28 protein-coding genes and 1 pseudogene are annotated in these 25,582 nt (G+C 66.5%); 11 read left to right on the top strand and 18 right to left on the bottom strand.

Translation table 11 applies throughout. The features are described 5' to 3' along the window. Nucleotides 1-49: 49 nt before the first annotated feature. The 4 genes from EPO41_RS21435 to EPO41_RS21420 all read right to left on the bottom strand — a co-directional run bounded on the left by EPO41_RS21435 (nt 50) and on the right by EPO41_RS21420 (nt 3,907). Entirely contained in the window at nt 50-409 is a 360-nt protein-coding gene (locus tag EPO41_RS21435; RefSeq protein WP_296329440.1) for a thrombospondin type 3 repeat-containing protein, read from the bottom strand. A gap of 190 nt (nt 410-599) precedes the next feature. After that, a complete protein-coding gene (locus tag EPO41_RS21430; RefSeq protein WP_296329437.1) occupies nt 600-914 on the bottom strand; it encodes a hypothetical protein in 315 nt (104 codons plus the stop codon). Nucleotides 915-1,074: 160 nt separating this feature from the next. Next, nucleotides 1,075-2,598, bottom strand: a complete 1,524-nt coding sequence (locus tag EPO41_RS21425; protein WP_296329435.1) for an amidase family protein — start codon at nt 2,596-2,598, stop codon at nt 1,075-1,077. A gap of 22 nt (nt 2,599-2,620) precedes the next feature. Next, nucleotides 2,621-3,907: an amidohydrolase family protein gene (locus EPO41_RS21420; RefSeq protein WP_296329432.1), complete on the bottom strand. Its 1,287-nt coding sequence runs from the start codon at nt 3,905-3,907 to the stop codon at nt 2,621-2,623. Between the two features lie 48 nt (nt 3,908-3,955). On the opposite strand from EPO41_RS21420, the gene EPO41_RS21415 reads away from it, so the two are divergent. The 4 genes from EPO41_RS21415 to EPO41_RS21400 are packed head-to-tail and all read left to right on the top strand — an operon-like array spanning nt 3,956 to nt 7,578. After that, nucleotides 3,956-4,945 carry a tripartite tricarboxylate transporter substrate binding protein gene (locus EPO41_RS21415; protein ID WP_296329429.1) on the top strand — a complete coding sequence of 330 codons (990 nt, stop codon included), beginning with the start codon at nt 3,956-3,958 and terminating at the stop codon, nt 4,943-4,945. Nucleotides 4,946-4,993: 48 nt separating this feature from the next. After that, on the top strand, nt 4,994-6,154 hold the full coding sequence (locus EPO41_RS21410; protein WP_296329427.1) for a transporter: 1,161 nt from the start codon (nt 4,994-4,996) through the stop codon (nt 6,152-6,154). Further along, nucleotides 6,151-6,585 carry a Zn-ribbon domain-containing OB-fold protein gene (locus tag EPO41_RS21405; RefSeq protein ID WP_296329424.1) on the top strand — a complete coding sequence of 145 codons (435 nt, stop codon included), beginning with the start codon at nt 6,151-6,153 and terminating at the stop codon, nt 6,583-6,585. Before EPO41_RS21410 ends, EPO41_RS21405 begins: the two co-directional genes overlap by 4 nt. Nucleotides 6,586-6,606: 21 nt before the next feature. Further along, a complete protein-coding gene (locus tag EPO41_RS21400; RefSeq protein ID WP_296329421.1) occupies nt 6,607-7,578 on the top strand; it encodes a tripartite tricarboxylate transporter substrate binding protein in 972 nt (323 codons plus the stop codon). A 9-nt stretch (nt 7,579-7,587) separates the two neighbouring features. Here the strand turns inward: EPO41_RS21400 and alkB are convergent, their stop codons facing one another. Beyond that, complete coding sequence (gene alkB, locus EPO41_RS21395) at nt 7,588-8,229, bottom strand: DNA oxidative demethylase AlkB (RefSeq protein ID WP_296329418.1); 642 nt, start codon at nt 8,227-8,229, stop codon at nt 7,588-7,590. 46 nt (nt 8,230-8,275) lie between these two features. Here alkB and EPO41_RS21390 point away from each other — a divergent pair, with 46 nt between their 5' ends. Beyond that, complete coding sequence (locus EPO41_RS21390) at nt 8,276-8,665, top strand: cytochrome c family protein (protein ID WP_296329415.1); 390 nt, start codon at nt 8,276-8,278, stop codon at nt 8,663-8,665. A gap of 6 nt (nt 8,666-8,671) precedes the next feature. Here the strand turns inward: EPO41_RS21390 and EPO41_RS21385 are convergent, their stop codons facing one another. From EPO41_RS21385 to EPO41_RS21370, 4 genes and pseudogenes are all read right to left on the bottom strand, one after another. Further along, nucleotides 8,672-9,877 carry an MFS transporter gene (locus tag EPO41_RS21385; RefSeq protein ID WP_296329412.1) on the bottom strand — a complete coding sequence of 402 codons (1,206 nt, stop codon included), beginning with the start codon at nt 9,875-9,877 and terminating at the stop codon, nt 8,672-8,674. 119 nt (nt 9,878-9,996) lie between these two features. Beyond that, nucleotides 9,997-10,428: an ester cyclase gene (locus EPO41_RS21380; protein ID WP_296329410.1), complete on the bottom strand. Its 432-nt coding sequence runs from the start codon at nt 10,426-10,428 to the stop codon at nt 9,997-9,999. After that, nucleotides 10,425-11,149 (bottom strand): annotated as a pseudogene (locus tag EPO41_RS21375) (class I SAM-dependent methyltransferase). Before EPO41_RS21375 ends, EPO41_RS21380 begins: the two are co-directional and overlap by 4 nt. A 4-nt stretch (nt 11,150-11,153) precedes the next feature. Next, nucleotides 11,154-11,723: an NAD(P)H-dependent oxidoreductase gene (locus EPO41_RS21370; RefSeq protein ID WP_296329408.1), complete on the bottom strand. Its 570-nt coding sequence runs from the start codon at nt 11,721-11,723 to the stop codon at nt 11,154-11,156. 85 nt (nt 11,724-11,808) lie between these two features. Here EPO41_RS21370 and EPO41_RS21365 point away from each other — a divergent pair, with 85 nt between their 5' ends. Next, a complete protein-coding gene (locus EPO41_RS21365) occupies nt 11,809-12,282 on the top strand; it encodes a hypothetical protein (protein ID WP_296329406.1) in 474 nt (157 codons plus the stop codon). Nucleotides 12,283-12,293: 11 nt separating this feature from the next. Here the strand turns inward: EPO41_RS21365 and EPO41_RS21360 are convergent, their stop codons facing one another. The 7 genes from EPO41_RS21360 to EPO41_RS21330 all read right to left on the bottom strand — a co-directional run bounded on the left by EPO41_RS21360 (nt 12,294) and on the right by EPO41_RS21330 (nt 20,369). After that, entirely contained in the window at nt 12,294-13,394 is a 1,101-nt protein-coding gene (locus EPO41_RS21360; protein ID WP_296329403.1) for an ABC transporter permease, read from the bottom strand. A gap of 5 nt (nt 13,395-13,399) precedes the next feature. Continuing rightward, nucleotides 13,400-14,533 carry an ABC transporter permease gene (locus EPO41_RS21355; protein ID WP_296329400.1) on the bottom strand — a complete coding sequence of 378 codons (1,134 nt, stop codon included), beginning with the start codon at nt 14,531-14,533 and terminating at the stop codon, nt 13,400-13,402. After that, entirely contained in the window at nt 14,530-16,257 is a 1,728-nt protein-coding gene (locus EPO41_RS21350; RefSeq protein ID WP_296329399.1) for an ATP-binding cassette domain-containing protein, read from the bottom strand. The genes EPO41_RS21355 and EPO41_RS21350 overlap by 4 nt, the downstream gene beginning before the upstream one ends. A gap of 7 nt (nt 16,258-16,264) precedes the next feature. Beyond that, nucleotides 16,265-17,266, bottom strand: a complete 1,002-nt coding sequence (locus tag EPO41_RS21345; RefSeq protein ID WP_296329396.1) for an HlyD family efflux transporter periplasmic adaptor subunit — start codon at nt 17,264-17,266, stop codon at nt 16,265-16,267. A gap of 69 nt (nt 17,267-17,335) precedes the next feature. Further along, on the bottom strand, nt 17,336-17,737 hold the full coding sequence (locus EPO41_RS21340) for a GNAT family N-acetyltransferase (protein WP_296329392.1): 402 nt from the start codon (nt 17,735-17,737) through the stop codon (nt 17,336-17,338). Next, nucleotides 17,734-18,432, bottom strand: coding sequence for an alpha/beta hydrolase (locus EPO41_RS21335; protein WP_296329389.1), 699 nt, complete (start codon nt 18,430-18,432; stop codon nt 17,734-17,736). Before EPO41_RS21335 ends, EPO41_RS21340 begins: the two co-directional genes overlap by 4 nt. An 11-nt stretch (nt 18,433-18,443) precedes the next feature. Further along, nucleotides 18,444-20,369, bottom strand: a complete 1,926-nt coding sequence (locus tag EPO41_RS21330) for a potassium transporter Kup (protein ID WP_296329386.1) — start codon at nt 20,367-20,369, stop codon at nt 18,444-18,446. Nucleotides 20,370-20,517: 148 nt separating this feature from the next. Here EPO41_RS21330 and EPO41_RS21325 point away from each other — a divergent pair, with 148 nt between their 5' ends. Then, a complete protein-coding gene (locus EPO41_RS21325) occupies nt 20,518-21,735 on the top strand; it encodes a cytochrome P450 (RefSeq protein ID WP_296329384.1) in 1,218 nt (405 codons plus the stop codon). Between the two features lie 89 nt (nt 21,736-21,824). On the opposite strand, the gene EPO41_RS21320 is transcribed toward EPO41_RS21325, so the two are convergent. Next, nucleotides 21,825-22,619 (bottom strand): aldolase/citrate lyase family protein, encoded by a 795-nt coding sequence (locus EPO41_RS21320; RefSeq protein ID WP_296329381.1) that lies wholly within the window; start codon nt 22,617-22,619, stop codon nt 21,825-21,827. A 74-nt stretch (nt 22,620-22,693) separates the two neighbouring features. Between EPO41_RS21320 and EPO41_RS21315 the strand changes: the two genes are divergently transcribed. Then, nucleotides 22,694-23,320, top strand: a complete 627-nt coding sequence (locus EPO41_RS21315) for a glutathione S-transferase C-terminal domain-containing protein (RefSeq protein ID WP_296329378.1) — start codon at nt 22,694-22,696, stop codon at nt 23,318-23,320. A gap of 97 nt (nt 23,321-23,417) precedes the next feature. Then, the gene (locus EPO41_RS21310) at nt 23,418-24,389 is read left to right on the top strand and encodes a nitronate monooxygenase (protein ID WP_296329375.1); all 972 of its coding nucleotides are present in this window, start codon (nt 23,418-23,420) and stop codon (nt 24,387-24,389) included. Nucleotides 24,390-24,412: 23 nt separating this feature from the next. On the opposite strand, the gene EPO41_RS21305 is transcribed toward EPO41_RS21310, so the two are convergent. Continuing rightward, nucleotides 24,413-24,679, bottom strand: a complete 267-nt coding sequence (locus tag EPO41_RS21305; RefSeq protein ID WP_296329372.1) for a hypothetical protein — start codon at nt 24,677-24,679, stop codon at nt 24,413-24,415. A gap of 279 nt (nt 24,680-24,958) precedes the next feature. Between EPO41_RS21305 and groES the strand changes: the two genes are divergently transcribed. Continuing rightward, nucleotides 24,959-25,273, top strand: coding sequence for a co-chaperone GroES (groES, locus tag EPO41_RS21300; RefSeq protein WP_296329370.1), 315 nt, complete (start codon nt 24,959-24,961; stop codon nt 25,271-25,273). A 51-nt stretch (nt 25,274-25,324) separates the two neighbouring features. Further along, nucleotides 25,325-25,582, top strand: a 258-nt coding sequence (locus tag EPO41_RS21295; RefSeq protein ID WP_296329367.1) for a TCP-1/cpn60 chaperonin family protein, incomplete at its 3' end; no start/stop codon positions are given.

Below are 25,582 nucleotides of genomic sequence, written 5' to 3'. Positions count from 1 at the left end.
TCGCAAAGCGATGTCCTGACGCTCAGGCGGCCAAGCTTTGATTGGCCGATCACCAGCGCGAGCGCTGGTACTTGTCGGGGACACCGTCGCCGTTCTTGTCGCGGTCGTACCGATCGGGGATGCCGTCCCGATCGCTGTCCCTCGCGCGATGATAGGACGGCCTCGGCGGGGCCACGGGCACCGGCACGTATCGGGTCTGGGTCACCACCTGCGGCGGCGGTGCGTAGTAGGTCGGGGCCGGCCGGTAGTAGTTCGGCTGGCTGACATAGTTGTTGGAATAGCCGGTGTAGCCGTAGTTCGACCCGTAACCGGGGCTGTAGCCATAAGTCGTCGGATAGCCCGACTGTTCAACGCACCCCGCCGTCACCATCACAAGGCCCGCGGCGGCGAGCCAACTGACGCAGCGCATTCTGTCCCTCCAAGAGGAACGCCCGGTTTCGATGGGGACGTTCCCATGCAAGCAGAGTCGCGAGCGACGGCGGCGGGCCGTGGACGCAACGGCGTCTTAATGAAGGCGGGCCGTGATCGAGTAGTGACCGGACGCAGAAACGGCTCCCGGATTTCTCCGGGAGCCGCCGAAGGGGAATGTCGGACGCCGGCTAGCGCTGGAACGCGTCCGGGACATGGTCACCGTTGGCGTCGATGTCGCGGCTGTTGGGCACGCCGTCACGATCGTAGTCGCCGTTCGGACCGCGACGATTGTAGGAACTGTTGTAGCTGTTCCGGTAGTAGCCGCTGTTGTTGTAGGCGTAGTTGCTGCCGTACGCCGGACGCTGGGCGTAGTAGCCGTTGTTGTAGGCCGGTCGGGTATTGTAGCCACTATTGTAGGCGTACGAATTGTCGTAGCCGGTCTGGGTGCAGGCGGCGGTCGCGGCCAGCAGGCCCGCCGCCATCACGAACTTCAGCTTGTTCATCGCTACCTCCGTTTGGGGTCGAACCGTGTCTCGCGACAGGTGCTTGACTATAGAACGAGGTACGTCGCCCGAAGTGGCATCGCCCGGGCGAAAAGTTGAAGTTTTGTAAAGCCCCGTCGCCCGGCAACCGCGATGGGTGCCGGGCGTTTCGGGCTGTTGGCTAGAGTGCGCCGGGCGCGGGGCCGCGCGCGACTTTGGCGTTGAGCTTCGGCGGATGGGTGACGATCGACTTCAGGGCCGGTACCGGTTTGCGCAGCTTGGAAATGTTGGGCAGCGGCCGCGCGAGCACCGGGTTGGTCTTGAACGCCTGTTCCATGGCATGGGCCGCGCCCAGCACCTCGCCGTCGCCGCGGAAGCGGCCGACCACCTGCAGGCCGAACGGCATCTTCCTGTCGTCGAGGCCGCAAGGCAGGGAGACGGCAGGATTTGAGGTCAGGGTGACGAAGTACTTGGTCGCCATCCAGTGGTAGTAGGTGCCGAGCTTCTTGCCGTCCATTTCCTCGATGTAGAGCTGCTTCCAGGGGAAGGGCGAGAAGCCGACGGTCGGACCGATGACCAGGTCGTACTCCTTGTAGATTTCCTGGAAGGCCCGGAAGATCCGGGTCTGCTCGCCATGCGCCCAGGCGAAGTCGGCCAGGCTGAGCTTCGCACCGAGCTCGTAGTTGGCGATGATGTTCGGCCCGAGCATCTCACGCTTGTTGTTGTAGGCGTCGTGGTAACGCGACAGGAAGCTCACGGCGCGGATCACGTCGAAGCAGCGGTCGGCGCCACCGTAATCGACATCCACCTTGTCGAGGCTGCGGAAGAACGGCTTCATCGCCTTGATCTTCTCGCGGAAGGTCTGGCGGATCGACTTCTCGACCGGCGCGCCGCCGAAATCCTCGGTGTAGGCGACCCGCAGGCTTCCGAGATCGACCGGCCACGGCTCGGCATAGGCTTCCGGCTCGAGCGGGAAGGAGAGCGGATCGCTGTCGTGCTGGCCGACCTGGGTGGCGAAGAGCAGGCAGACGTCTGCAACGCTGCGGCCCATGGGTCCCAGTACCGAGATCGGCGTCCAGCCCATGGCGCGGCGCTCGACCGCGACCATGCCGGGCGAGGGGCGGAAGCCCACCACGCCGCAGAAGGCGGCGGGATTGCGCAGGCTGCCGCCGGTGTCCGAGCCGGTGCAGACCGGCAGCATGTCGGTGGCGAGGGCGGCCGCCGAGCCGCCCGACGAACCGCCGGCATTGAGCATCGGGTTGAAGGGATTGCCGGTGGCACCCCACACCGGGTTGCGGCTGTTCGAGCCGGCGCCGAATTCCGGCACGTTGGTCTTGCCGACGACGACGGCGCCGGCGGCGCGCACGCGGCCGACCATGACGTTGTCGTAGCCCGGCACATAGTCGCGATAGAGTGGCGAGCCGTAGGTGGTGAGGAGATCCTTGGTCTCCTCGAGGTCCTTGATGCCGGTCGGCAGTCCGTGCAGCAGCGGCAGGTCCTCGCCGCGGCGCACCGCGGCCTCGGCGGCTTTGGCCTCCTTGCGGGCGCGGTCGACGCACATCGCGGTCACGGCGTTCACCGCGGGGTTCACCTCCTCGATGCGCTCGAGGCAGGCGTCGAGCAGTTCGACCGGCGAGATTTCCTTGGTGCCGATGCGGCGGCGCAGCTCGACCGACGACAGGGTGACGAGTTCTTCTTTCGACATAGCTTCCTCTTCTTGAAATCGATTACGGCCGGTGGAGCTGGACGGGTTCGCGCGTCACGGTGCGGCGGCCGTTCTTGTAGGCGGCCAGGACCGGCGCGATGGTTCTGAGGGCCATGACCGCATCGGGGGCATCGAGGACCACGAGGTCGGCCGGGCCGCCGACGGCAATGCCGTAATCGTCCTTGCGCATCAATTTGGCGGCCGTCGTGGTCGTCATGTCCCAGAGTGCCTTCACCTCGTCGTCGTTGGCGCGCTGGGTGACGATGGCATGCATGTTCACCTGCCGCAGCAGCTGGCCGTCGCCGAACGGCGTGAACGGATTGAGGATGTTGTTGGACGCGACCGAGCAGGTGACGCCGCGCTCGGTCAGGAAGTTCAGGTCGAGGACGTTGCGCGGCACGTTGTGATCGGTGTGCCGTCCACCGAGATAGAGGTCGGTCGCGGTCAGCACGGTCGCGGCGACGCCGGCGTCGGCCATGCGCCGGGCGACCTTGTCGAGGTCCTTGAACGGCATGGTCGAGAGCTTGCCGACGTGCCCGACCGCGACCCGGCCGCCCCATTTGTATTTCTCGGCGAGATCGCAGACCAGCAGCGTGTCGAGATGATCGGCCGTGGGACCGCTGTCGACATGCATGTCGATATCGGCATCGAATTCGCGGGCCATTTCGAAGACGCGATGGATCTGGGCCGCGCTGTCGCTGTCGTAGCTGGGCGCCGCGCCGACGACCCTCGCGCCGTTCTTCAGCGCCTCGACCATGAGCTCGTCGGTGCCGGGATTGTTGGTCAAGCCTTCCTGAGGCATGACGCAGAGCTCGATGTCGATCGCCCACTTGTACTTTTCGACCAGCGCCTTGACGCCCTCGAAGCCGCGCATCCCGATCTTGGGATCGACTTCGCAATGGGGGCGCATGCGGGTGGCGCCGTGGCCGATGCACTTCTCGATGGTCGCCGAGGCACGCTCGATCACGTCCTCGACCGTCATCGTGTGCTTCACTGCCGACACGCGCTCCATGGCGAGGTGCGGCATGCGCTTGGTGTTGTGCTCGCAGCGGCCGAGGATGCACGCCTTGTCGAGATGGATGTGGGTATCGACGAAGCCCGAGCAGACCAGACGGCCGTGGCCCTTGTATTCTTCCCTGGCGCTGCCGCCCAGCTTCGGGGCGATGGCGGCGATGCGGCCCTGGACGACGCCGATGTCGGTGGTCGGTTGATCGGGCGTACTGTCGGCGAGCCGCACATCGCGCAGCACAAGGTCGAAATCCATCATCACTCCAGTCGCCGGCGGCGGCCGGCACGCATGTTGCACCATGCCGTCGTCCATTAACAGCCCGACGGCCCCGGAGGCTCAGCAAGAACCATGCTCTCTCGACGTCATCTTCTGCTTGCCGGCGCCGTCGCCGCCGTTTCACCGGGCATGGCCGCGGGGCAAACCGCAACGGGTGCGGCGGCATGGCCGACCAAGCCCATCCGCTGGATCGTCAACTTCCCGCCGGCGGGTGCGGCCGACATCATGTCGCGGGCGCTGGCGGAGTATTTCGGAACGAAGCTCGGCCAGCCCATCGTCGTCGAGAACAAGCCCGGCGCGGGCGGCATGCTGGGGGCCGACATCGTCGCCAAGGCCCGCGGCGACGCGCATATCGTCATGATCTCGAGCGCCGCCTCGCACGGGATCGGGCCGGTCCTCTACAAGGACGTGCCTTACGATCCCCTGGCCGACTTCACGCACATCCATCTGGTCGGCACCTTCCCGACCGTGCTGGCAGTCAATGGCACGTCGTCAATCGGCTCGGCGAAGGAGCTGATCGAGATGGCGCGCGCCAAGCCGGGCGAGGTCACCTACGGTTCCGGCGGCAACGGCACGATGAACCATCTGGTCGGGCAGTTGCTCGCGCTCTCGACCAAGGTGCAGCTCACGCATATTCCCTATCGCGGCTCGGCGCCGGCGATGAACGACCTGATGGGCGGCCAGATCACGGCGCTGATGGAGAGCCTGCCGACGGCGACCGGTTACTTCACCTCCAAGCGCATGAAGCCGCTCGCAGTGAGCGAGGACCAGCGCGCGCCAACCCTGCCGGACGTGCCGACCTTCCGCGAGGCGGGATTTCCCGAGGTCGTGGCGACCAACTGGTTCGGCTTTTCCGCGCCCGCTGGCATTCCGCCCGAGATCGCCAAGCGATGGGAGGTGGAGATCGCCGCCGCCCTGCAAAGCGCGGAGATCAAGGAGCGTTTCGACAAGCTCGGCATCCGCCCCGGGACTCTGGGCGCGGAGGGCTACACGGCGCTCATCGCCAAGGAGTTGCCGCGCTGGCGCGAGGTGATCAAGGCGGGAAATATCCGCGCAGACTGATTGCCTGATGCGCCGCTTCCGGCACAATGCGCGCCGGAGGAAATCAAGATGGTGCATCCGCTTCGCGACAAGGCGGCCGTCAGCGGCATTGGCGAGACCGCGTACACACGCGGCACGACCAAGAGCGGGCTCGCGCTGCAACTCGAGGCCAGCCTCAAGGCGCTCGACGACGCCGGGATCCATCCGCGCGATGTCGATGGCGTGATCCCGTACTTTCCGGGTGGCGCGATCGCCGAGGATTTCATCGCCAATCTCGGGCTGAAGGATCTCACGCTCTCGGCCTTCATCCCGATGGGCGGGGCCACCTGCACGGCGGCCATCCAGATGGCGGCGATGGCGGTGACGACCGGCGTCTGCAAGCACGTGCTGATCTCGGTCGGCCGCACCGGTTACTCCGGCTCGCGCGTCTCGACGCGCCTGCAGCAGTTCCCGGTGTTCGCTCAGGCCGCCGAGTTCGAGGCGCCGATCGGCATGTTCGCGCCGGCCCAGCTCTACGCCCAGGGCGCACGTCGCCACATGGAGCTCTACGGCACGACGGCGCGGCAGTTCGCCGAAGTGGCGGTGGTGACGCGCCAGCATGCGATCCTCAACGGCAACGTGGTGATGAACAAGCCGCTCACGGTCGAGGATCATCACGCCTCGCGCATGATTTCCGATCCGTTCCGGCTGTTCGACTGCAGCCTCGAGAGCGACGGCGGTGCCGCGGTGATCGTGAGCGCCACGGAGCGCGCCAAGGATCTCCGCAAGCCGTTGGTGACCATCGCCGGCGTGGCCGAGGGCCATCCCGATTCACCGGCCTCGATCGCGCAGCGCCCGGACATATTGGAGTTCGGCCTGGTGAAATCGGCGCCGCGCGCCTACGCGATGGCGGGTGTGGGACCGAAGGACATCGACGTGGCCGAGATCTACGACTGCTTCACCTTCACGGTGATCCGCCAGCTGGAAATCCTGGGTTTCTGCAAGACCGGCGAAGGTGGTCCGTTTGTGATGGATGGCCGCATCGCGCTGGGCGGCGAACTGCCGATCAACACCCATGGTGGGCTGTTGAGCCAGGGCCATGTAGTTGGCCTCAACCACGTGATCGAGCTGACACGCCAGTTGCGCGGCGAGGCCGGCAAGGCGCAGGTGAAGGATGCCGAGACCGGCCTCGTCACCGGCTACGGCGACATGGGCGACGGCTCAATCGCGATCCTGAGGAGGGCGGCATGAGCCAGGCTCCCGCACCGGCCGCTCCGCCGGCCCCCGAACGCCCGCTGCCGACGCCGACGCGCGAGAGCCAAACCTATTGGGACGGCATGCGCGAGGGCCGCTTCCTACTACAGTACTGCTCGTCCTGCGGCAGGGTCCGGCACTATCCGCGGCCGGTCTGCCCGCACTGCTTCTCGATGGAGAGCGAGTTCAGGGAGGCGCCGCTGGGCGGCAGCCTCCATGCGTGGACGGTGTGCCACCATCCGTTCAACTTCTTCTTCAAGGCATCGGCGCCCTATATCGTGGCGCTGGTCGATATGGATGCCGGCGTGAGGGTCAATGCGCAGCTGCACGGCATTCCCGAGTCCGAGCTGAAGATCGGCCGGCGCGTGAAGCTGGGCTTCGAGCCGGTCAACAAAGAGGTGACGTTGCCCGTCTTCGTCGCCGAATAGAGAAGTCTTGGGAGGAAAATCATGAAGCGTTCCGTATTCGTGGCGTCGGCGCTCGCCGCGCTGCTGCTGCCGTTTGCCGCCTCGGCGCAAACCGACTGGCCGCAGAAGCCGGTCTCGCTGGTCGTGCCCTATCCGCCGGGTGGCGTGAACGACGCCGTGGCCCGCGTCTATGCCGAGAAGCTCTCGGCGGAACTCGGCAAGCCGTTCATCGTCGACAACCGCGCCGGTGCCGCCACCACCGTGGCGTCCAACTTCGTCGCCAAGGCTGCCCCCGACGGCTACACGATCTATGCCGCCGGCACGTCGCTGATCATCAATCCGACGCTCACGGGCCAGGTCCAGTACGACCCGAACAAGAGCTTCGAGCTCGTGTCGCTGATGTCGTTCACGCCCTTCATCCTGCACGTGAACGCCGACTTCCCCGCCAAGAACATGGCCGAGCTGATCGCCACCGTGAAAGCCAACCCGGGCAAGTTCAACATCGCGAGCTCGGGCATCGGCGCCACCAACCATCTCGCCGCCGAACTCTTGAAAGCGCAGGCCGGGCTCAACATCACGCACGTTCCCTACAAGGGCGGCGCGCAGGCCGGGCAGGACGTGGCCTCGGGCCAGGCCCAGATGATGTTCTCGGCCGCGCTCGAAGCGAAGCCGATCCTGGCGACGGGCCGCACCCGGGCCATCGCCATCTCGAGCCTCAAGCGTTCGCCCGCCTTCCCCGACATTCCGACCGTCGTCGAGGCGGCCGGCCTGCCCGACTTCGAGGCGGTGTTCTGGCAGGGCATGGTGGTGCCGGCCGGCACGCCCAAGGCGATCGTCGACAAGCTGCAGAAGGCGATCGCCAAGATCGCCGCCGAGCCCGAGATGATCGAGCGCTTCAAGCCGCAGGGCGTGGAGATCCGTGCCTCGACACCGGCCGAGTTCAAGACCTTCCTCGAGAAGGAAGAGAAGCGTTGGACGACGCTCATCAGGGAACAGAACATCAAGGCGGAATAGGCCCTCTCCTCAAAGCGCCTTGCGAAGCGTGAGATTGAAGCGGCGGCATCCGGTCAGCGGATGTTCGCCGCTTTTCAATGTCAGCACGCCATGATGGAACAGGCGGGACGGGCCGCCCCACACCACCACGTCGCCGTGCTCCAGCGTGATCTTCCGGACCGGATCGCCGCGCTTCGCACCGCCGAACTGGAAGGTGGCGGGCAGGCCGAGCGAGACCGACACGATGGGATGGGCAAAATCGGCCTCGTCCTTGTCCTGGTGCAGCGACAGCTTCGCGCCGGGCTCGTAGCGGTTGATCAGGCAGGCGTCGGGAACGACGGTTGCGAACCCGGCTGCGGCCGCCGCTTCGGCGGCCAGCTCGAGGAACTCCGGTGGCATGGCAGGCCAAGGCGCGCCGGTTTGCGGATCGCGCGCCTGATACCGGTAGCCCGTTCGATCCGTGACCCAGCCGGCCGCGCCGCAATTGGTCATCGCCACCGACATTTCGAAGCCGCCGGGCGTCACCATGTGCCGGAAGGGTGCACGGGCCGTGATCGCCTCGATTGCCGCCAGCAGCTCGACATCACGCTTTCGTGCGAATCCACGAAGTACCGTGGCGCCGGGTCCCAGTGCCTCCTTTCCGCCATCGGCATCGAACAGGTTTTGCTGCATCCTGCCGATATAGGGCATCCTTCCCGGAAGCATCAGGAGTAGCGTAATGAAAAATTGGATCACTGCCGCCGCTGTGATCGTCGCCGGCCTGGCGACCGCGGCCGGCCCCGCCGCCGCGCAATCAGGAGAGGCTTCGAAGGGCCAGCGCGTCTTCAACACCCAATGCCGTTCGTGTCACACGCTGGAGAAGGACGGCGCGCAGGCGACCGGTCCCAACCTCCACGGTCTGTTCGGGCGCAAGGCCGGCACCAGCGCAGGCTATGCCTACTCCGACGCGATGAAGAATTCGGGCATCGTCTGGGACGAGGCGACGCTCGCCGAGTACAACCGCGATCCCAAGGGCAAGGTGCCCGGCACCAAGATGCTCTACAACGGCGTTAAGAATGGCGGCCAGCTCGCCGACCTGGTGGCCTACCTCAAGGAAGCGACGAAGTAGGGCGGTTCACGCCGTGAAGCTGTCGCGCGCCCGGACATAGGCGAACGAGCCCAGCACGATCCCGGCGGCGAGCATGCCGAAGACCCAGCGATAGGCGGTGTCGCCGGCGCCGAAGGCTTCGACGATGTAGCCCGCGATGGCTGGCAGCACGGTGAGGCCCAGGCACTGCGCCATGTTGACGGTGGTGACGCCGCGCCCGGCCAGGCGGTCGGGAAACAGCGCGCGGCCCTGCGCCACGATCACCGTCCCGTAGGCGCAGAAGAAGCAGAAGGCGATCAGCAGGGCGACGGCGAGCCAGAGCGGCGGACGGGGCAGGGCGGCCAGGGTTGCCAGCAGCACCACCGAGATCGCGGCACCGCCAAACACGACCCGCTTGCGCGAGCGCAGGACCCGGTCCATCGGCCCATAGGCGAGGATGCCCAGGATCTGCGCCACGCCCATGGCCAGCAGCACGTTACCGCGCGCGACGCCGTCGAGCTTGTGCACGTCGTAGAGATAGGGCCCGCCCCATACGCCGAGTACCGTCAGCATCGTCGCGTAGGCGAAGAAGTGCATCGAGAGCACCGGGCCGAGGCCGGGTGTGCGCCAGACTTCCCAGAGGCCGCGCAGGATCTGGCTCGCCGATTCGCGCGCGGGCTCGGGCCCGCGATACTCCGGCGGCCGGTCGCGCACGAAGACCAGGAAGCCCAGCGCCACCAGCAGTGTGACGATGGCAAGGCCGACGAAGCCTGTGCGCCAGCCGACCGTGGCCGCGATCCAGGCGAGCGGTGTCGCGGCCGCCAGCGTGCCGATGTTCGAGGCGGCGAACACCCAGGAAAGGCGCGTCGCGAGTTGGGCCGGCTCGAACCAGCGCGAACACAGGAACACCACCGACATGAACGAGGCGGCGCAGCCCACGCCGACGATGGTGCGCCCAGCGATCAGGTCGGCGGCATCGCTCGCGTTCGCGATCCACAGCGAGCCCAGCATGGCGAGCAGCGACAGGGCCGCCACCGTCCGGCGTGCGCCGAACCGGTCGAACCACATGCCGACCGGGATCTGCACGGCGAACAGCGCGAAGAAGAAGGCACTGCCCGCCCAGCCGAGCTGGCGCGCGCTGAGATCGAGGTCGCGCACGAGCTCCGGTGCGATCACGCTGTTGGACACGCGATAGAACTGGCTGAGGCAGGTGACGGCGATCAGCAGGATGAGGAGGGGCAGTCTCGACGCCATGGCCAGGCTTGCTACCATGGATGCGCCGAACATTCCTTCGGTCTGGACCGAAGGATCATCCGGCAATTCCGTCGTCTCGACCGCGGGTTTATTTCGGGCCGACCCCTGGCGACCTGGTCCTAGTCGAGGCTCCTGCCGTCGATTTGCTTGTCGAAGGCCAGGTCGTCGTTGAGGCACCACTGCTTGGCGACGCGACCGTTCTCGATGCGGAAGATCGAGAGTTCGTCGACATTGATCGCACGGCCGGTCGGCGCGCGTTTGCCGAAGGGGCCGAGATGGGTTCCCGTCGAGTGATAGCGCACGGCGACCCGGTCGCCGTCGATGATCATGTCGTCGATATGTTCGCGCCAGTCGGGAAAGCCGGCCCGGAGGCGTTCGATGGCGCGGCGGATGCCGTCGTGCCCGTCGCGGCTCTCGCCTTTGCCCCAGCCCTTGGGCATGTGCGCGACGAAGTCGGCGGCATAGATTTCCGGGATCGCGTCGAGTTCACCGGTGCCCCAGATCTCGTGCAGTCGCTCGATCAGGGCGCGGGCTTGGGCGCGGGTCGTCATCGGTGTGCTGCCATCAGAAGGAAAGAGGGACGCTCGTCGGCACCCGCCCAGTCGGGATGGGCGGCAACGTCGTCCGCGCTCGCGGACCATTCTTCCAGCCGCGCGAGGGTGAAACCGTTCTCGATCAGCAGGTTGACGTAGCTGGCAAGCGTGCGGTGCTGCTTGAGGACGCCTTTGGCCAGCCAGTCGGTCGAGCGGGCGCCTTCCTCGGCGTAACGATTCACCGGCCAGGCGAGGCGGCCGTCGGGATCGCGCGTCCAGCCGGGACGGGCAGGCGCGGTGTAAATCGGGTGCTCGACCGAGAAGACGAAGCGGCCGCCCGGCACGAGGCCACGGCGCACCTGTTCGAACAGCCCATGCAGGTTCTCGACGTAGTGCAAGGCGAGCGAACTGTAGACGAGATCGAAGGCGCCCTCGGCCAGCACGAGCGTCTCGAGGTCGGCGCGTTCGTAGCGGATGGCGGGATCGGCCGTGGTTTCGCGTGCCCGCGCCAGCATGTTCTCCGAAACGTCGAGGCCGTGCACGGAGCCCGCTCCGACCTCGCGCGCCCAGCGACAGAACCATCCGAAGCCACAGCCCAGGTCGGCGACCCGCAGTTCAGGTCGGGAAGCATCGACTGCAGGGTCGGCCATTCCGGCGCGGCCGCCAATCCCTCCAGGGAGCGCGGAAGGCGACTGTAGCCCGCGAAGAACTCGGCGCTGTCGTAGATGTTCTGCGTCATCGGCCTATTTGACGGAAGCGGCCGCCTTGGCTTGACGGCACGCGAGCGCCAGCGCGGCGCCGAGATCGCCGAGCAGCTTGCCCGTCATCTCGTCGGTGAGCTTGCCGTCGGCGAACTTGTTCTGCGCCTGGGCGATCATGACCTCGGGCTTGTTGACCGGACGGCCGTCGAGGAACACCAGCGTCTGGCGCAGCTGGTACTGGGCGCGCGCCGTGCCGAGGACGCCCATCGAGGCACCGAACAGGGCGACCGGCTTGGCGGCGAAAGGCTGCGGGGTCATGCGCGAGAGCCAGTCGATGGCGTTCTTCAGCACGCCCGAGATGCCGTAGTTGTACTCCGGGCTGACCAGCACGATACCGTCGGCCTCGAGCATGGCCTTCTGCGCGGCCTGCACCTTGTCGGGGAAGCCCTTGGCCTGGAGGTCGGCGTCGTAGAGCGGCCAGTCGCCGATCTCGATCGTGTCGCAGGTCGCGCCGGCCGGCAGTCGCTCGACGAAGGCCTGCAGCGATAGCCGGTTGAAGGAGGCCTTGCGCAGGCTGCCGCAGAAGGCGACGAGTTTCAGGTTCTCGGACATGCGAAGGGTTCCTTTGTCAGCGTAGGCGCGGAGGGCTACATAGGTGGCCCTTGGAAAGTTGGCAAACCCGGGAGCAGAGCGAAAGATGATGCGATCCGTATTCGTGGCCGCCGGCGTCGCGGCCGCCGCATTGACCCTTTCGCAACCGGCCTCCGGGCAGGACCAGCCGCCCGACAAGTGGGTCATGTACTGCTCCTCCGACGGCGGCCGGGATTGCGGCGCCCAGGCGACGATCGACGGCAACAGCCTGCTCGGCCAGTTCCTCGTGATGCGCTACTCGGCGGCCTACAAGAAGATTTCGGTGGTTGGCGACGGCCAGGGCGTACGGGCCAGCATCCAGGTCGATTCCAACCCCTTCATCTCGACAAGCATCTGCGGCCAGGGCATCTGCCAGTTCGACGAAGGCAAGTCGGCCGAGCTGTTGCAGCAGCTGCGCACGGGCTCGCAGATCCAGGTCCAGCTCGAACTGCAGGGCACGATGGCAGGGCCCTTCACTCAATCGCTCAGGGGCTTCGACCGCGAGCTGCAGAGGGCGATCCAGGCGCAGAGGGGCGGCTGATCGGGCGCCGGCTATTCGAGCCGGCGCGAGAAGAGCCAGGTCGCATAGCCCAGCGTGACGCAGCCGATCAGCGCCATCGGCCAGAGGTGGGGCCAGGCGAGTTCCCAGGTGAGATCCTGCAGGAAGATGCCGCGGCTCAGGTTCACCATGTAGCGGATCGGGTTGAGGTGGGTGAGGGCCTGGGCCCAGTCGGGCATGTTGGCGATCGGCGTCGCGAAGCCGGACAGGACCATGGCCGGCGACAGGAACAGGAACACGCCGAGGATCGCCTGCTGCTGGGTCTTGGCCACCGATGAGATGACCAGTCCGATGCCCACCGCGGACAGCACGAAGATCGAGATCGCGACGTTGAACAGGACGACGCTGCCGACGAACGGCACGCCATAGGCGAAGCAGGTCAGCGCGGCGATCAGATTCGCCTCGACGAAGCCGATGCAGAGCGCCGGCACGGTCTTTCCCACCAGGATCTCCATGGGCCGCAACGGCGTGACGAGAAGCTGCTCGAACGTGCCGAGTTCGCGTTCGCGGGCGACCGAAAGGGCCGTGATCAGCAGCGTTGCCACGATGGTGAGCAGCACCGTCATGCCCGGCAGGATGAACCAGCGGCTGTCGAAGTTGGGATTGAACCAGGCGCGGGACTGAATGTTCAGCTCGGCGGCGGCCTGGCCCGCCCGGACGAGATTGTAGCTTTCGACGATGCCCAGCGCATAGCTCTGCAGGATGAGGGCGGCATTGGACTTGCGGCCGTCGAGCAGGAGCTGGACGCGGGCCGGCCGGCCGGCCGCGACGTCCGCCGAGAAGGTCTGGCCGACATGCAGCACCGCCTTCACCCTCTGCGAGTCGAGCGCTTCCCGGACGGCCTGCGGATTGTCGAAACGCGCGACGACATGGAAGGCGGGCGAAGCCTCGAAGCGGCTGACGAGTTCCTGCGCCGGAAGCGCCCGGTCCTCGATCCAGAGGCCGAGTGCCGCATCCGTTACTTCGAAGGTTGCGGCGCTGGCGAACAGGACGAGCTGCACCAGTGGCGGGACCACCAGAACCATGCGGCTCTTGCGGTCCTTCCACAGCATCTTGAATTCCTTGAGGATCAGCGCCGCGATGCGTCGCCACATGGGGGTTACTCCAGGCTGCGGCGGGTGCGGGCGATGGCCAGCGCGAGGAACAGGATGGCGAAGCCCACCAGCATGGCGAGATTGGGCAGCAGGACGGGCCAGACCGTGCCCGCGAGGAACAGGGTCTGCAGGCTCGACACGAAGTAGCGGGCGGGAAAGACCGTCGTCACGGCCTGCACCCAGCGCGGCATGCTTTCGATATCGAACATGAGGCCCGACAGGATCAGCGCCGGCATGAAGGTGACGAGGAAGGCGAGCTGCGCCGCGACGAACTGGCTGCGGGCGACGGTCGATATCAGCAACCCCATCGCCAGGGACACGATGAGGAACACCGAGGAGACGGCAAGGAGGACTTCGGCAGAGCCCCGGAAGGGCACTTCGAACACGACCAGCCCCAGGAACACCGAGACCCCGAGGCCGCCCAGCCCCAGCACGAAATAGGCGACCAGCTTGCCGAGCAGGATCTCGGTCATGCTGGCGGGCGAGGCAAGCATGGCCTCCATCGTACCGCGCTCCCATTCGCGCGCGACCACCAGTGCCGTCAACAGGGCGCCGATCATGGTCATGACCATGGCGATGAGGCCGGGCACGATGAAGTTGGTGCTGCGGATTTCGGGATTGAACCAGTAGCGGTTCTCGATCGTGACGGGCGAAAGCGCTGGCTGGGCACGGTCCCGTCGGTGGCCCAGCAGCCACGTCGCCACGACGCCCTGGGCGTAGCCGGTGACGATCCGGGCATTGTTGGCGTCGACGCCGTTGACCACGATGGCGATGTCGGCGGCGCGGATCGGATCGGCCACACGCCGGGAGAAGTCGCTGCGCAGCACCACGAAGCCCGCGATGTCGCCGCGCATCAGGGCCGCTTCGGCCGCTCGCGACGTGAGGAAGGAGAAGGGACGGAAGTAGGGCGTGTTGGCGAAGGCCTGGAACAGGCCCGCCGATTCGACGCTGCGATTCTCGTCGACGATTCCAAAGCGCACGTTGCGGGCGTCGAGCGAGATGCCGAAGCCGATCAGCAGGAGCAGGACCACGGGCATCACGAGGGCAATCGCGATCGACGAGGGGTCGCGCACGATCTGGACGAACTCCTTGTGCAGCAGCCCGCCGAAGCGGCGGAAAGAGGTGCGGGCCGATGTCATGCGGCCGCCACGCCCCGCTGTCCCGCATCATGCTCGCGGATGAGGCCCACGAACGCGTCTTCGAGCGTCGGCTCGGGCAGCTCCGCCGTCACGAATCGCTGCTTCAGCGCGTCCGGGCTGCCGGAGGCGATCATCTTGCCGGCATAGACGATGCCCAGCCGGTCGCAATACTCGGCTTCCTCCATGAAGTGCGACGTCACCAGCACCGTGACACCGCCCTCCGCCAGCCCGCCGATGCGCGACCAGAATTCCCGCCGCATCAGCGGATCCACACCCGACGTGGGTTCGTCGAGGAACAGGACCTGCGGCTCGTGCAGGAGTGCGCATCCCAGCGCCAGGCGCTGCTTGAAGCCGAGCGGCAGGGTCCCCGCCTCCAGGTTCGCGACGGCCCCGAGGTCGAAACTCTCCATCGTCCAGGCGATGCGACTCGACCGACGACGGCCGGCGAGTCCGTAAACGCCGCTGAAGAAGTCGAGATTGTCCCGGACGGACAGGTTGCCGTAGAGCGAGAATTTCTGGGACATGTAGCCGATGCGTTCGCGCGCCGTCGCGCGGGCCCGACCAAGATCGACGCCGGCCACGTGCGCCGAACCGGCGCTCGGCACCAGCAGGCCACAGAGCATGCGGAAGGTCGTGGACTTGCCCGCGCCGTTGGGACCGAGCAACCCGAAGATCTCGCCGGGCCTCACCGTGAAGCTCACCCGGTCGACCGCCCGGAACCTTCCGAAGTCGCGCGTAAGGTCGCGAGCCTCGATCGCCATGCCGTCGGTTGAGCGGGTGATGGCCTCCTGAGGCGGGGGCGCTGCGACGGGCGGTCGGTCGGCCTGGAGGAGACTGACGAATGCATCCTCGAAGCGTGGCCGCGTCGGACGGGCCGTCGCATCGCTGCCCACCAGATCGTCAAGGTCGGGGAGGACGCCTCCTTCCTTCAGGACGAGCCGCAGGCTGCGGCCCTGGATGGTGGCGTCGGCGACGGACGGCAATGCGGCCGCGGTACGCTGGATGCGATGGCGCTGCCGCTCCGGCAGCTCGACCAGGAAGGTTCGCCCCTCCAGCCGGCGCGTGAAGTCGGAGGGACTGCCGGAGGCGAGGAGGTGGCCGCGATCGAGCAGGAGAAAACTGTCGCACCGTTCGGCTTCGTCGAGATAGGCGGTGCTCCAGACGATTGCGATGCCGGTTCCCGCCATCGTCCGCACGATGCGCCACAGTTCGCGCCGGGACGCTGGATCGACGCCGGCGCTCGGTTCGTCGAGCAGCAGCAGTTTTGGCCGCGGCAGCAGGGCACAGGCGAGCCCGAGCTTCTGTTTCATGCCGCCGGAGAGCTGTCCCGCGAGCCGGCCGGTGAAGGGTGCAAGGCCGGTGAACTGCAGCAGTGTCGCGAAGCGCTCGCCGCGGGCGGCCCCGTCCAGATCGTGCAGATCCGCCTGCAGCTCGAGGTTTTCCTGGACCGTCAGGTCCTCATAGAGACCGAAGCGCTGCGGCATGTAGCCGATGTCGCCCCGAACCGCGTCCCGGTCGGTGGCTTCATGACCCAGGACCTGCAGCGTTCCGGCATCCGGCATGAGCAGGCCGGCTATGAGACGCAGCAGCGTCGTCTTCCCGGCCCCATCTGGGCCGACGAGACCGGTGATCTGGCCAGCCTCGACCGTGGCCGTCACGTCCGTCAGGGCGGCCGTCGGGCCGAAAGTCTTGCCGAGCCCGGCGAGGGTGACCGTCGCAGGCATGGCCGGCCTAGCCGGCGCCGAGCGGCACGCGGACCGTGACCGGCATGCCCTGACGCAGGCGATCGTCGGGATTCTTGATGAACACGCGCAGGCGATAGACGAGCTGGGTGCGCAGCTCGGTGGTCTCGACGGTCTTCGGCGTGAATTCGGCCGTGGGCGAGATGAAGCCGATCCAGCCTTCGTAGGGATGGGTCGGGTCGGTATCGGTGAAGACCGTCACCGCCATCCCGGGCCGGATGCGGCCGAGGTCGGGTTCGGAGACGTAGGTGCGGACCCAGATCTTGTCGGTGAGCGACACGGTGAAGATCGGGTTTGCGGGGCTGACCATCGCGCCCGGCTCGACGATGCGGCTGAGCACGATTCCGTCGGCCGGCGCCTTCAGCACGGTATCGGCCAGCCGCCGCTCCGCCAGCGAGACGACCGATTCCTCGGACCGCAGCAGGGCCTTGGCCTGCTCGATGTCCTCCCGGCGCGGGCCGATCTCGGTCAGCCGCGACACCTGCTGCGAAATGTCGAGGCGCGCGCGCGCCGAATCGTAGCCGTTCTTGGCTTCGTCGTAGAGCTGGCGCGAGACGTTGCCGCCGGCCAGCAGCTCCGTGCGTCGCTTGAGCAGAAGTTCCGCGTCGACGACAGCAGCCTTGTTGGCCTCGACCTGGGCACGGTCGCGGGCGATCTCCTCGGGACGGCTGCCGGTCTCCAGACGGTCCACCACCGCACGCTGCGCCGCGAGCCGGGCGCGGGCGAGGGCCACGGCGTCGCGATAGGTGTCTGATTCCATGATCGCTACCGTCTCGCCGGTCTTCACGGCATCGCCTTCCTCCTTGCGCAGCTCCTGCAGGCGGCCGCTGGCATTGAAGGCGAGATCCACCTGCCGGACATCGACATTGCCGTACAGGGTGAGGAAGGTCGGTTGGGCCCGCGGCCAGTAGCGGTAGGCGCCGCCGCCGGCAGCCAGCGCCACCGCGAGCAGCGCGATCAGGATCAGCCGGCGCCGGCGCGACTGGGGCATTCCGTACTCCACGCATCTGTTGTTGCGTGGAGAACTAGAACGATTCGGCGTTTCGCCCCTTGATGTCGGTCAAGCCTGCCGACGATACAGGAAACAGTTGTCGGCCTTGGGCATCTCGATGCCCTCGTAGAAGGACATGGCCGTCGGCGCCGAGAGCAGCAGGGTGGTGGTGTTGGCCCCGCCGGCGGCGGCGCGCGTCTCCTCGATCAGGCGGCGGCCGATTCCCTGGCCCTGGCAGGCCTTGTCGACGGCGAGGTCGGAGAGATAGCAGCAGAAGCAGAAATCGGTGAGCGAGCGGGCGAAGCCGACCAGCCGGCCGTCCTGGCGCGCCGTCAGAATCAGGTTCGCGTGCTTCAACATCTGCTCGATGCGCGGGCGGTCGGCGATGGGGCGGTTCAGACCCGACTTGGCCACCACGTCGATATATTCGTCGGCGCCAAGATCGTCCTCGCGGGCGTAGATCGTGTTCATTGCGTCAGCCATCTCCTCAGGGCGGCCGAGACCTCGGCCGGTTTCTCCAGCGGCGTCATGTGCCCGCTGTCCTCGACCACCACGAGCCGGGCATTGGCAATGTCAGCGGCCATCTGCTGCGCGCGAGGCAGCGGCGTGACGAGATCGTGGCGTCCGACGATCACCACCGCCGGCCTGTCGATCTCGACCAGCAGGGGGCGGCTGTCGGCGCGGCCCAGGATCGCCTGCTGCTGGCGCACGAACCCGTCGCCGCCGATCTCGCTCGCCATGTCGAGGAGCGGCCGGGTGATGCTTTCGTCGCCCACACGCGACGGATGGACCAGTTGCGGCAGCAGGGTCGGGTGAATGCCGTGGAAGCGGCCGATGCGGGTCTGCTCGATGAAGCCGCGCCGGCGCGCCGCCGTCTCCGCCGAATCGGGCCCGGCCTGCGTGTCTATCAGGGCGATGCGCTCGACCCGCTCGGGCGCGCGGCGGAAGATCTCGAAGGCGACGTAGCCGCCCATCGAGAAGCCGCACAGGGCGAAAGTCGGCGGCGCCGAGGCGAGAACGGCCTCGGCCATGGCCGCCATCGTGTCGTGGTGCCACAGCTCGGGAATGGTGAAATCGGCGACGTCCGCCAGGGCCTCGACCTGCGGGTCGAATACGCGGCGCGTGTTGAGCAGGCCCGGCAGCAGCAGGAGCGGAGAACGCGGCATGGCGGGCGGCCTCAGATCTGGATCTGGTTGCCGAGTTCGATAGCGCGGTTGGGCGGGATACGGAAGAAGGTCTTGGTCGCCGAAGCCGAATGCGAGAGCGAGATGAACCAGTCGCGGCGCCAGCGGCCGAGCCTGGAGTGCTGCGACGGCACCAGGGTCTCGCGGCCGAGGAAGAACGAGGTCTCCATCTCGTCGTAGGCGATGCCGTGCGGACGGCAAGCCCGCAGCGCCTCGGGAATGTCGGGCTGCTCGGTGAAGCCGTAGTGGGCGATCACCGTATGGAAGCCCTTGCCCAGCCGCTCGACCTCGACCCGGTTGGCCTCGGAAACGACCGGCACGTCCATCGTGTCGACCTGCAGGATGATGATGCGCTCGTGCAGGACCTTGTTGTGCTTGAGGTTGTGCAGGAATGCGGCGGGCGTGCGGCTGGCATCGGCGGTCAGGAAGACGGCGGTGCCTGCAACGCGGTCCGGCGCGCGCTCCATGCGCTCCAGGAACTGCTTGAGCGGCAGCGAGCCCTCGCTCAGCTCGGTTGCCACGATCTTGCGGCCGCGCCGCCAGGTGGTGATCGTGAAATAGATCAGGAACGCCACGATCAGCGGCAGCCAGCCGCCGTCCGGAATCTTGAGCGCGTTGGCGATGAAGAAGGCGAGGTCGGGGATGGCGAGGAAACCGAATACCGCCGCTGCCAGCGGCCAGGCCCAACGCCAGACCAGGATGGCGACGGCCATGGCGAGCGCCGCGTCGACCAGCATCGCGCCAGTCACCGCGAGACCATAGGCGCCGGCCAGCGCGCCGGACGATCCGAAGCCCACCACGAGGGCGATGATGCAGGACATCAACAGCCAGTTCACCCTCGGGATGTAGATCTGGCCGATCGCCGTTTCCGACGTGTGGTGGATCTCCATGCGCGGCAGGTAGCCGAGCTGGATGGCCTGCCGGGTCAGCGAAAAGACGCCCGTGATCACGGCCTGCGAGGCGATCACGGTGGCGAATGCCGAGAGGATCACGAGGAAGATGATGTAGTCGGCCGGCACCAGCTCGAAGAAGACCTGATGGATTATGGCCGGATTCTCGATGATCAGCGCGCCCTGGCCGAAATAGTTGAGCAGCAGACCCGGCATGACGATGCCGAACCAGCCAATGCGGATCGGCTTACGGCCGAAATGGCCCATGTCGGCATAGAGCGCCTCTGCACCCGTGACGGCCAGCACGATCGAGCCGAAAGCCCAGAAGATGCCGAACCCCTGGTCCGCGATCAGGTAGTAGGCATGGATCGGGTTGATCGCCTCCAGCACCACCGGGTTCTTCGCGATCTGCCACGCCCCGAGCACGGCCAGGACCAGGAACCAGACGAACATGACCGGGCCGAACAGACGGCCCACATCGGCCGTACCCCGGGCCTGCAGCATGAAAAGGCCGACCAGGATCACGAGGGCGAGGGGGACGACGAACGGCGTGAAGGCCGGGGTTACCGCCGAGAGACCCTCGACGGCGCTCATCACGGAGATCGCCGGCGTGATCATCGCGTCCCCATAGAAGAGGGCGAGGCCGATGACGGCCAGGATGACGATGCCGATCCGGACCTTCGGTGCCCTTCCGTTCAGCCCTCGGGACGCCAGGGTGGCAAGCGCCAGCACGCCGCCCTCGCCCTTGTTGTCGGCGCGCATGATGAGCGCAACGTACTTGATCGTGACCGTGAGGGTGACCGCCCAGAACAGCATGGAGAGGACGCCGAACACATGTTCGCGCGTCGGCGCCAGGCCGCTGCCATGCAGGAAGGTCTCCCGCAGGGCGTAGAGCGGGCTGGTGCCGATATCGCCGAACACAACGCCCAGCGCACCGAGCACGAGCGCGGCACCGGCCGGATGGGGCGCGTGCGGGCTGCTCGTGGCGGCTTCGGGGAACGAGGATTGGCTTGCTTCGGCTGGTGCCATGATCAAAAACGCCGCCTCTTACGGCGGCGCGGCGAGGGTTTGCTCTCAGCGTCCCGCGCTGTCAACGAGCCAAATATGGCACCGTTGCGACGAAAGCGCTTGACTTGGGCGGACCCTCCGGGCGGCCTTGGGGATAGGGAGGCTTCCCATGCAAATACATGTCGAAGAACATGCCGATGTCAGCCAGCCGCTTCTCTACCGTGAGGACAGCTGGGGGCCGCATTTCGCCCGGCTGAGGCGCGAGGATCCGGTTCATTACCATCCCGACAGCCCGTTCGGCCCCTATTGGTCGGTCACGCGCTACCCGGACATCATGAAGGTCGAACTCGACCCGGCAACCTATTCCTCGTCCTCGGAGCTGGGCGGCATCCAGATCACCGACCAGCCGCAGGGCGAGGAGCTGCCCAACTTCATCCGCATGGACCCGCCGCGCCACACCGCCCAGCGCAGGACCGTGGCGCCGATCGTGGCGCCATCCAATCTCGCCAACATGGAAGGGCTGATTCGCCAGCGCACCGCCCAGGTGCTCGATGGCTTGCCCCGTGGCGAGACCTTCGATTGGGCCGACCGGGTCTCGACCGAACTCACCGCCATGATGCTGGCGACCCTGTTCGACTTTCCCCAGGCCGACCGCCGCAAGCTGACGCACTGGTCCGACGTGGCGATCTGCAACATCGAGGCAGAAGACGCGATCGTTAAGAGCAATGAAGAGCGCATGGCCGAGCTGAAGCACATGGCCGAGACCATGGCGGCGCTCTGGCAGGAGCGCGCTGCGCGGTCGCCCACCTTCGACCTGATCTCGATGATGGCGCACAGCGACGCGACGAGGAACATGCCGGCGCGCGAGTTCATCGGGAACTTCGCGTTGCTGATCGTCGGCGGCAACGACACGACGCGCAACTCGATGAGCGCTGGCCTGATGGCGATGCTCGACAACCCGGAAGAGGTCGAGAAGGTGAAGGCCGACTCCGCGCTGATGCCGAGTCTGGTGTCGGAAACGATCCGCTGGGCCACGCCCGTGATCCACATGCGGCGCACAGCGCGCACGGATTGCGAGCTGGCCGGCAAGCAGATCCGCGCCGGCGACAAAGTGGTGATGTGGTACGTCTCGGGCAATCGAGACGAGACGGCGATCGACGAGCCCGAGCATTTCCGCGTCGGCAGGCCTAAGGCGCGCCATCATCTTTCCTTCGGCGCCGGTATCCATCGTTGCGTCGGCGACCGGCTGGCCGAGATGCAGATCCGCATCCTGTGGGAGGAGCTGTTGAAGCGCGATCTCGAGATCGAGGTCGTGGGACCGCCGGTGCGCCTCTACTCCAACTTCATTCGCGGCATCCGCTCGCTGCCGGTCAGGATCAGGAACTAACGAACTGTCTCATTGGAGCGCGCCACTCCAGTGGCGCTCAAGATCATGATGCGCCACTGGAGTGGCGCGCTCCAATGAGGCTGTTCGACTCAGGACGAAGCCTTGCGGATCGTTTCGACGCCGGCGGCGAAGGCCTGCTGCAGTAGCCAGACGTCGCCGGCGATCGAGACGAAGTCGTAGCCGAGTTTGACGAAGTGCGCGGCTTGCTTCGCATCGACGGCGAGGCGGCCGGCGGACTTGCCGTGCTTCTTCGCTGCCGCGATGGTCGCCTTCTCCGCAGTGAGAAAGTCGGGATGGTCGAAGGCGCCGGGCTCGCCCATGGCCACGGTCATGTCATTGTGGCCGAGCCACAGCATGTCGACGCCCGGCATAGCTGCGATTTCGTCGGCCGCGGCGGCGCCGCGCGGATCCTCGACCTGCAGGATGATGGCGGTGCGCGCGTTCTGTTCGGCGAAGCGCGGCAGCAATGGCTCGGAGCGCATGGCGAAGCGCTCGTGGGCCAAGCCCAGGGCCACGCCTCTGGTGCCGTCGGGCCAGTACTTGGCGGCGTCGAGCACCGCCCTGGCCTGTTCGACCGATGAGACGATCGGCACCATCACGCCGTCGGCGCCGGTATCGAGCGCGCGCGAGATGTGATGACGCGATTGTGAGGGCACCCGCACGACCAGCGGCAGGTTTGCAGCCTGCATGTAGCGCACGACCTGGCGCACGGTATCGAAGCCGAAACCGGTATGCTCCATGTCGAGCACGGCGAATTCCGCGCCCGCCGCTTTCAGGATCTGGCCGATTCCCGGCGTTGCGAACTCGAACAGGAAGGTGCCGATCTTCGTGGGCTGGGTGCCGACGAGCGCGCGCAGTCCGTTGCTTGCCCCGTTACTTGCCATTGTCATTTCCCCCCATATTGTCCCGATGCTAGCGTGGGAAGTCCCCACCAGACATCTACTTTAGGGAGAGAATCATGAAGCTCTATTACATGCCCGGCGCCTGCTCGATTGGCATCCATGTGCTGCTCGAGGAAATCGGCAAACCCTACGATCTGCACAAGGTCGACGGCGCCAAGCAGGAACAGTACGGGCCGGAGTTCGTGGCGCTCAATCCGAAGTCGAAGGTGCCGACCCTGGTGCGAGACGGCGGCGACGTGCTGACAGAGTTCCCGGCGATCGCCGTGTGGCTGGCCCGCAAGAACCCCGAGGCCGGCCTGCTGCCGACCGATGCAGACGGCGAGGCACGCGCGCTGGAGGCGATGGATTATGCGGTTTCGACCATGCACATGCAGGGCTTCAGCCGCATGTTCCGCCCGGGCAACTACGCGCCGAGCGAAGCCGATCACGACAAGGTCAAGGCACGCGGCAAGGAGATTATGGAGAAGGGCCTGGCGCTGATGGACAAGGCGCTCGAAGGCAAGGAGTACCTTGCCGGCAAGTTCTCGGTGGCCGACGCCGCGCTGTTCTACGTTTCCTTCTGGGCAGCCGGCCGCATGAAGATGCCGCTGCCCAAGAACGTCGCCGCCCACTACGAGCGCATGAAGGCCCGTCCGGCCGTGAAGCGCGTGCTGGAGCAGGAAGGTCTCGCGGCCGCCGCCTGATCTTCGCGATATCCGGACCGTCCCGCTCTGCGGGACGGTCCGACCGCGGTGTTTCGAGGGCGCTTCCCAGCGTCCTGTGCTGGGCTAAGCTCGCGCCATGTCCTTGCCTGCTTCCCTTCGTGATCGCCTTCGCCTGCCGCTGATCGCGGCGCCGATGTTCCTCGTCTCCGGTCCCGCCCTCGTGACGGCCGCGTGTCGCGCGGGTGTCGTCGGCTCGTTCCCGACCGCCAACTGCCGCACGGTCGAGGAACTGGATGTCTGGCTGGCGGGCATGGAAGACGATGCGAAGCGCGCCGCCGATGCCGAGGGCCATGCGCCCGCGCCCTGGTGTCCCAATCTGATCGTGCACCGCTCCAACCCGCGCGTGCCCGACGATCTCGCGGCCGTGCTGCGGCACAAGGCCGAGATCGTCATCACCTCGGTCGGCTCACCCGAGCCGGTGATGAAGCCGCTCAAGGATGCGGGCTGCCTCGTGCTGGCCGACGTGGCGTCGGTGCGCCATGCCGAGAAGGCGGTGGCGGCCGGCGTCGACGGGCTGGTGCTGCTGACCGCCGGTGCGGGCGGCCAGACCGGCTGGGCCAATCCCTTCGCCTTTGTGCGGGCGGTGCGGGCCTTCTGGGACGGGATCGTCGTGATGGCGGGGGGCATGGCGGACGGTCATGCCGTTGCGGCCGCCGAGGTCCTGGGCTGCGACCTCGCCTATATGGGCACCAGGTTCATCGCCACGCGCGAGAGCCTGGCCAAGGACGCCTACAAGCAGATGCTGGTGTCGAGCCGCCTCGACGACGTTCTGCTGACGCGCGCCTTCACGGGGCTTGAGACCAACATGCTGCGGCCGTCGATCGCCGCGGCCGGCCTCGATCCCGACAATCTGCCGGTCCGCGGCAGCATCGACATCGCCAAGGACATCAACGCCGCCGAGCGTGACCGACCCGACGCCAAGCGATGGAAGGATATCTGGAGTGCCGGCCACTCCGTCTCGGGCGTGGCCGACGTGCCGTCGGTCGCCGAGCTGGTCGAGCGCACCGCCGCCGAATACGCCGCCGCTGGGGGCGCGTCACTCCAGTGACGCGTCCCCAGCATGCGGCCACGTCAATGAAGCTGATAAAGACCTGATGCAAACGTGAATTCGGCCGGCTTGATCAGCTGCGTGTTGGCGACGGTCACCTTGTGGAGCCTGCCGTCGAGGTTGCGGTCCCAGAAATCGAGGAACTTGGTGAGGGCGGGGAAACGGGGGGCCAGATCGAGGTTCTGCCAGAGGAAGCTCTGCAGGACGTGCTTGTGATCGGGCATCCAGTAGAGGATTTCGGCGGTCGTGATGCGGTAATCGTTGAGCTGCGCAACAAAACTGCGATCCATTTAAGCCCTCCTTGACTTGGTGCGCCCTGAAGAATAGTCACGCACCCGCAACGAAATCAGCAAAAATCGTTCCAGATCAAGGACTTAGCAGCAATCCTGGGTGATTGCTGCCAGTGCGAACCTGGTTTGGGAACCTTTTGTGGCGTGTCTTGACTCAGGCACCCGACAACCCTAAATCCCGTGCGCCATTGGCACTCACTGTCCGTGAGTGCTGACAGCACCTTAATTCACCGCGGCCACCAGGCCGCGCAGGGTCAATTGCTCACTGGAGGAAGAACCATGAAGTTCCGTCCGCTTCACGACCGGGTCGTGGTCAAGCGCGTCGAGGAAGAAGGCAAGACCAAGGGCGGGATCATCATTCCCGACACCGCCAAGGAAAAGCCGATGGAAGGCGAGATCGTCGCCGTCGGTCCGGGCGCCCGCGACGAGAAGGGCAACCTGGTTGCGCTCGACGTCAAGAAGGGTGACCGCGTCCTGTTCGGCAAGTGGTCGGGCACCGAGATCAAGATCGATGGCCAGGATCTCCTGATCATGAAGGAATCCGACATCATGGGCATCATCGAAGGCTCTGCCTCGATGAAGAAGGCCGCCTGAGCTTCGCTCGGCATCACTGAAAACAATCACGACATTCGAGAGGAATAGAAAATGGCAGCCAAGGAAGTCCGCTTTAGCGCCGACGCCCGCGAGCGCATGCTGCGCGGTGTCGACATTCTCGCCAACGCCGTCAAGGTGACGCTCGGCCCGAAGGGCCGTAACGTCGTCATCGACAAGTCGTTCGGCGCGCCGCGCATCACCAAGGACGGCGTCACCGTCGCCAAGGAGATCGAGCTCGCCGACAAGTTCGAGAACATGGGCGCCCAGATGGTGCGCGAAGTGGCCTCGAAGACCAACGACATCGCCGGC

It is taken from the genome of Reyranella sp. (assembly GCF_004297265.1).
Classification (GTDB): domain Bacteria; phylum Pseudomonadota; class Alphaproteobacteria; order Reyranellales; family Reyranellaceae; genus Reyranella.
The sequence above is the reverse complement of the archived record's forward strand: the minus strand, read 5'-3'. Positions and strand labels throughout refer to the sequence as shown.

Excerpts from the sequence above, each read along its gene's own strand:
- EPO41_RS21315 (WP_296329378.1), top strand. The coding sequence starts at position 22,694 with ATGAAGCTCTATTACATGCCCGGCGCCTGCTCGATTGGCATCCATGTG.
- EPO41_RS21305 (WP_296329372.1), bottom strand. The coding sequence starts at position 24,679 with ATGGATCGCAGTTTTGTTGCGCAGCTCAACGATTACCGCATCACGACC.
- EPO41_RS21385 (WP_296329412.1), bottom strand. The coding sequence starts at position 9,877 with ATGGCGTCGAGACTGCCCCTCCTCATCCTGCTGATCGCCGTCACCTGC.
- EPO41_RS21355 (WP_296329400.1), bottom strand. The coding sequence starts at position 14,533 with ATGACATCGGCCCGCACCTCTTTCCGCCGCTTCGGCGGGCTGCTGCAC.
- EPO41_RS21420 (WP_296329432.1), bottom strand. The coding sequence starts at position 3,907 with ATGGTGCAACATGCGTGCCGGCCGCCGCCGGCGACTGGAGTGATGATG.
- groES (WP_296329370.1), top strand. The coding sequence starts at position 24,959 with ATGAAGTTCCGTCCGCTTCACGACCGGGTCGTGGTCAAGCGCGTCGAG.
- EPO41_RS21430 (WP_296329437.1), bottom strand. The coding sequence starts at position 914 with ATGAACAAGCTGAAGTTCGTGATGGCGGCGGGCCTGCTGGCCGCGACC.
- EPO41_RS21380 (WP_296329410.1), bottom strand. The coding sequence starts at position 10,428 with ATGACGACCCGCGCCCAAGCCCGCGCCCTGATCGAGCGACTGCACGAG.
- EPO41_RS21350 (WP_296329399.1), bottom strand. The coding sequence starts at position 16,257 with ATGCCTGCGACGGTCACCCTCGCCGGGCTCGGCAAGACTTTCGGCCCG.
- EPO41_RS21370 (WP_296329408.1), bottom strand. The coding sequence starts at position 11,723 with ATGTCCGAGAACCTGAAACTCGTCGCCTTCTGCGGCAGCCTGCGCAAG.
- EPO41_RS21345 (WP_296329396.1), bottom strand. The coding sequence starts at position 17,266 with ATGCCCCAGTCGCGCCGGCGCCGGCTGATCCTGATCGCGCTGCTCGCG.
- EPO41_RS21425 (WP_296329435.1), bottom strand. The coding sequence starts at position 2,598 with ATGTCGAAAGAAGAACTCGTCACCCTGTCGTCGGTCGAGCTGCGCCGC.
- EPO41_RS21365 (WP_296329406.1), top strand. The coding sequence starts at position 11,809 with ATGATGCGATCCGTATTCGTGGCCGCCGGCGTCGCGGCCGCCGCATTG.
- EPO41_RS21325 (WP_296329384.1), top strand. The coding sequence starts at position 20,518 with ATGCAAATACATGTCGAAGAACATGCCGATGTCAGCCAGCCGCTTCTC.
- EPO41_RS21400 (WP_296329421.1), top strand. The coding sequence starts at position 6,607 with ATGAAGCGTTCCGTATTCGTGGCGTCGGCGCTCGCCGCGCTGCTGCTG.
- EPO41_RS21330 (WP_296329386.1), bottom strand. The coding sequence starts at position 20,369 with ATGGCACCAGCCGAAGCAAGCCAATCCTCGTTCCCCGAAGCCGCCACG.
- EPO41_RS21415 (WP_296329429.1), top strand. The coding sequence starts at position 3,956 with ATGCTCTCTCGACGTCATCTTCTGCTTGCCGGCGCCGTCGCCGCCGTT.
- EPO41_RS21405 (WP_296329424.1), top strand. The coding sequence starts at position 6,151 with ATGAGCCAGGCTCCCGCACCGGCCGCTCCGCCGGCCCCCGAACGCCCG.
- EPO41_RS21435 (WP_296329440.1), bottom strand. The coding sequence starts at position 409 with ATGCGCTGCGTCAGTTGGCTCGCCGCCGCGGGCCTTGTGATGGTGACG.
- EPO41_RS21390 (WP_296329415.1), top strand. The coding sequence starts at position 8,276 with ATGAAAAATTGGATCACTGCCGCCGCTGTGATCGTCGCCGGCCTGGCG.
- EPO41_RS21310 (WP_296329375.1), top strand. The coding sequence starts at position 23,418 with ATGTCCTTGCCTGCTTCCCTTCGTGATCGCCTTCGCCTGCCGCTGATC.
- EPO41_RS21360 (WP_296329403.1), bottom strand. The coding sequence starts at position 13,394 with ATGTGGCGACGCATCGCGGCGCTGATCCTCAAGGAATTCAAGATGCTG.
- alkB (WP_296329418.1), bottom strand. The coding sequence starts at position 8,229 with ATGCAGCAAAACCTGTTCGATGCCGATGGCGGAAAGGAGGCACTGGGA.
- EPO41_RS21320 (WP_296329381.1), bottom strand. The coding sequence starts at position 22,619 with ATGGCAAGTAACGGGGCAAGCAACGGACTGCGCGCGCTCGTCGGCACC.
- EPO41_RS21340 (WP_296329392.1), bottom strand. The coding sequence starts at position 17,737 with ATGAACACGATCTACGCCCGCGAGGACGATCTTGGCGCCGACGAATAT.
- EPO41_RS21335 (WP_296329389.1), bottom strand. The coding sequence starts at position 18,432 with ATGCCGCGTTCTCCGCTCCTGCTGCTGCCGGGCCTGCTCAACACGCGC.
- EPO41_RS21410 (WP_296329427.1), top strand. The coding sequence starts at position 4,994 with ATGGTGCATCCGCTTCGCGACAAGGCGGCCGTCAGCGGCATTGGCGAG.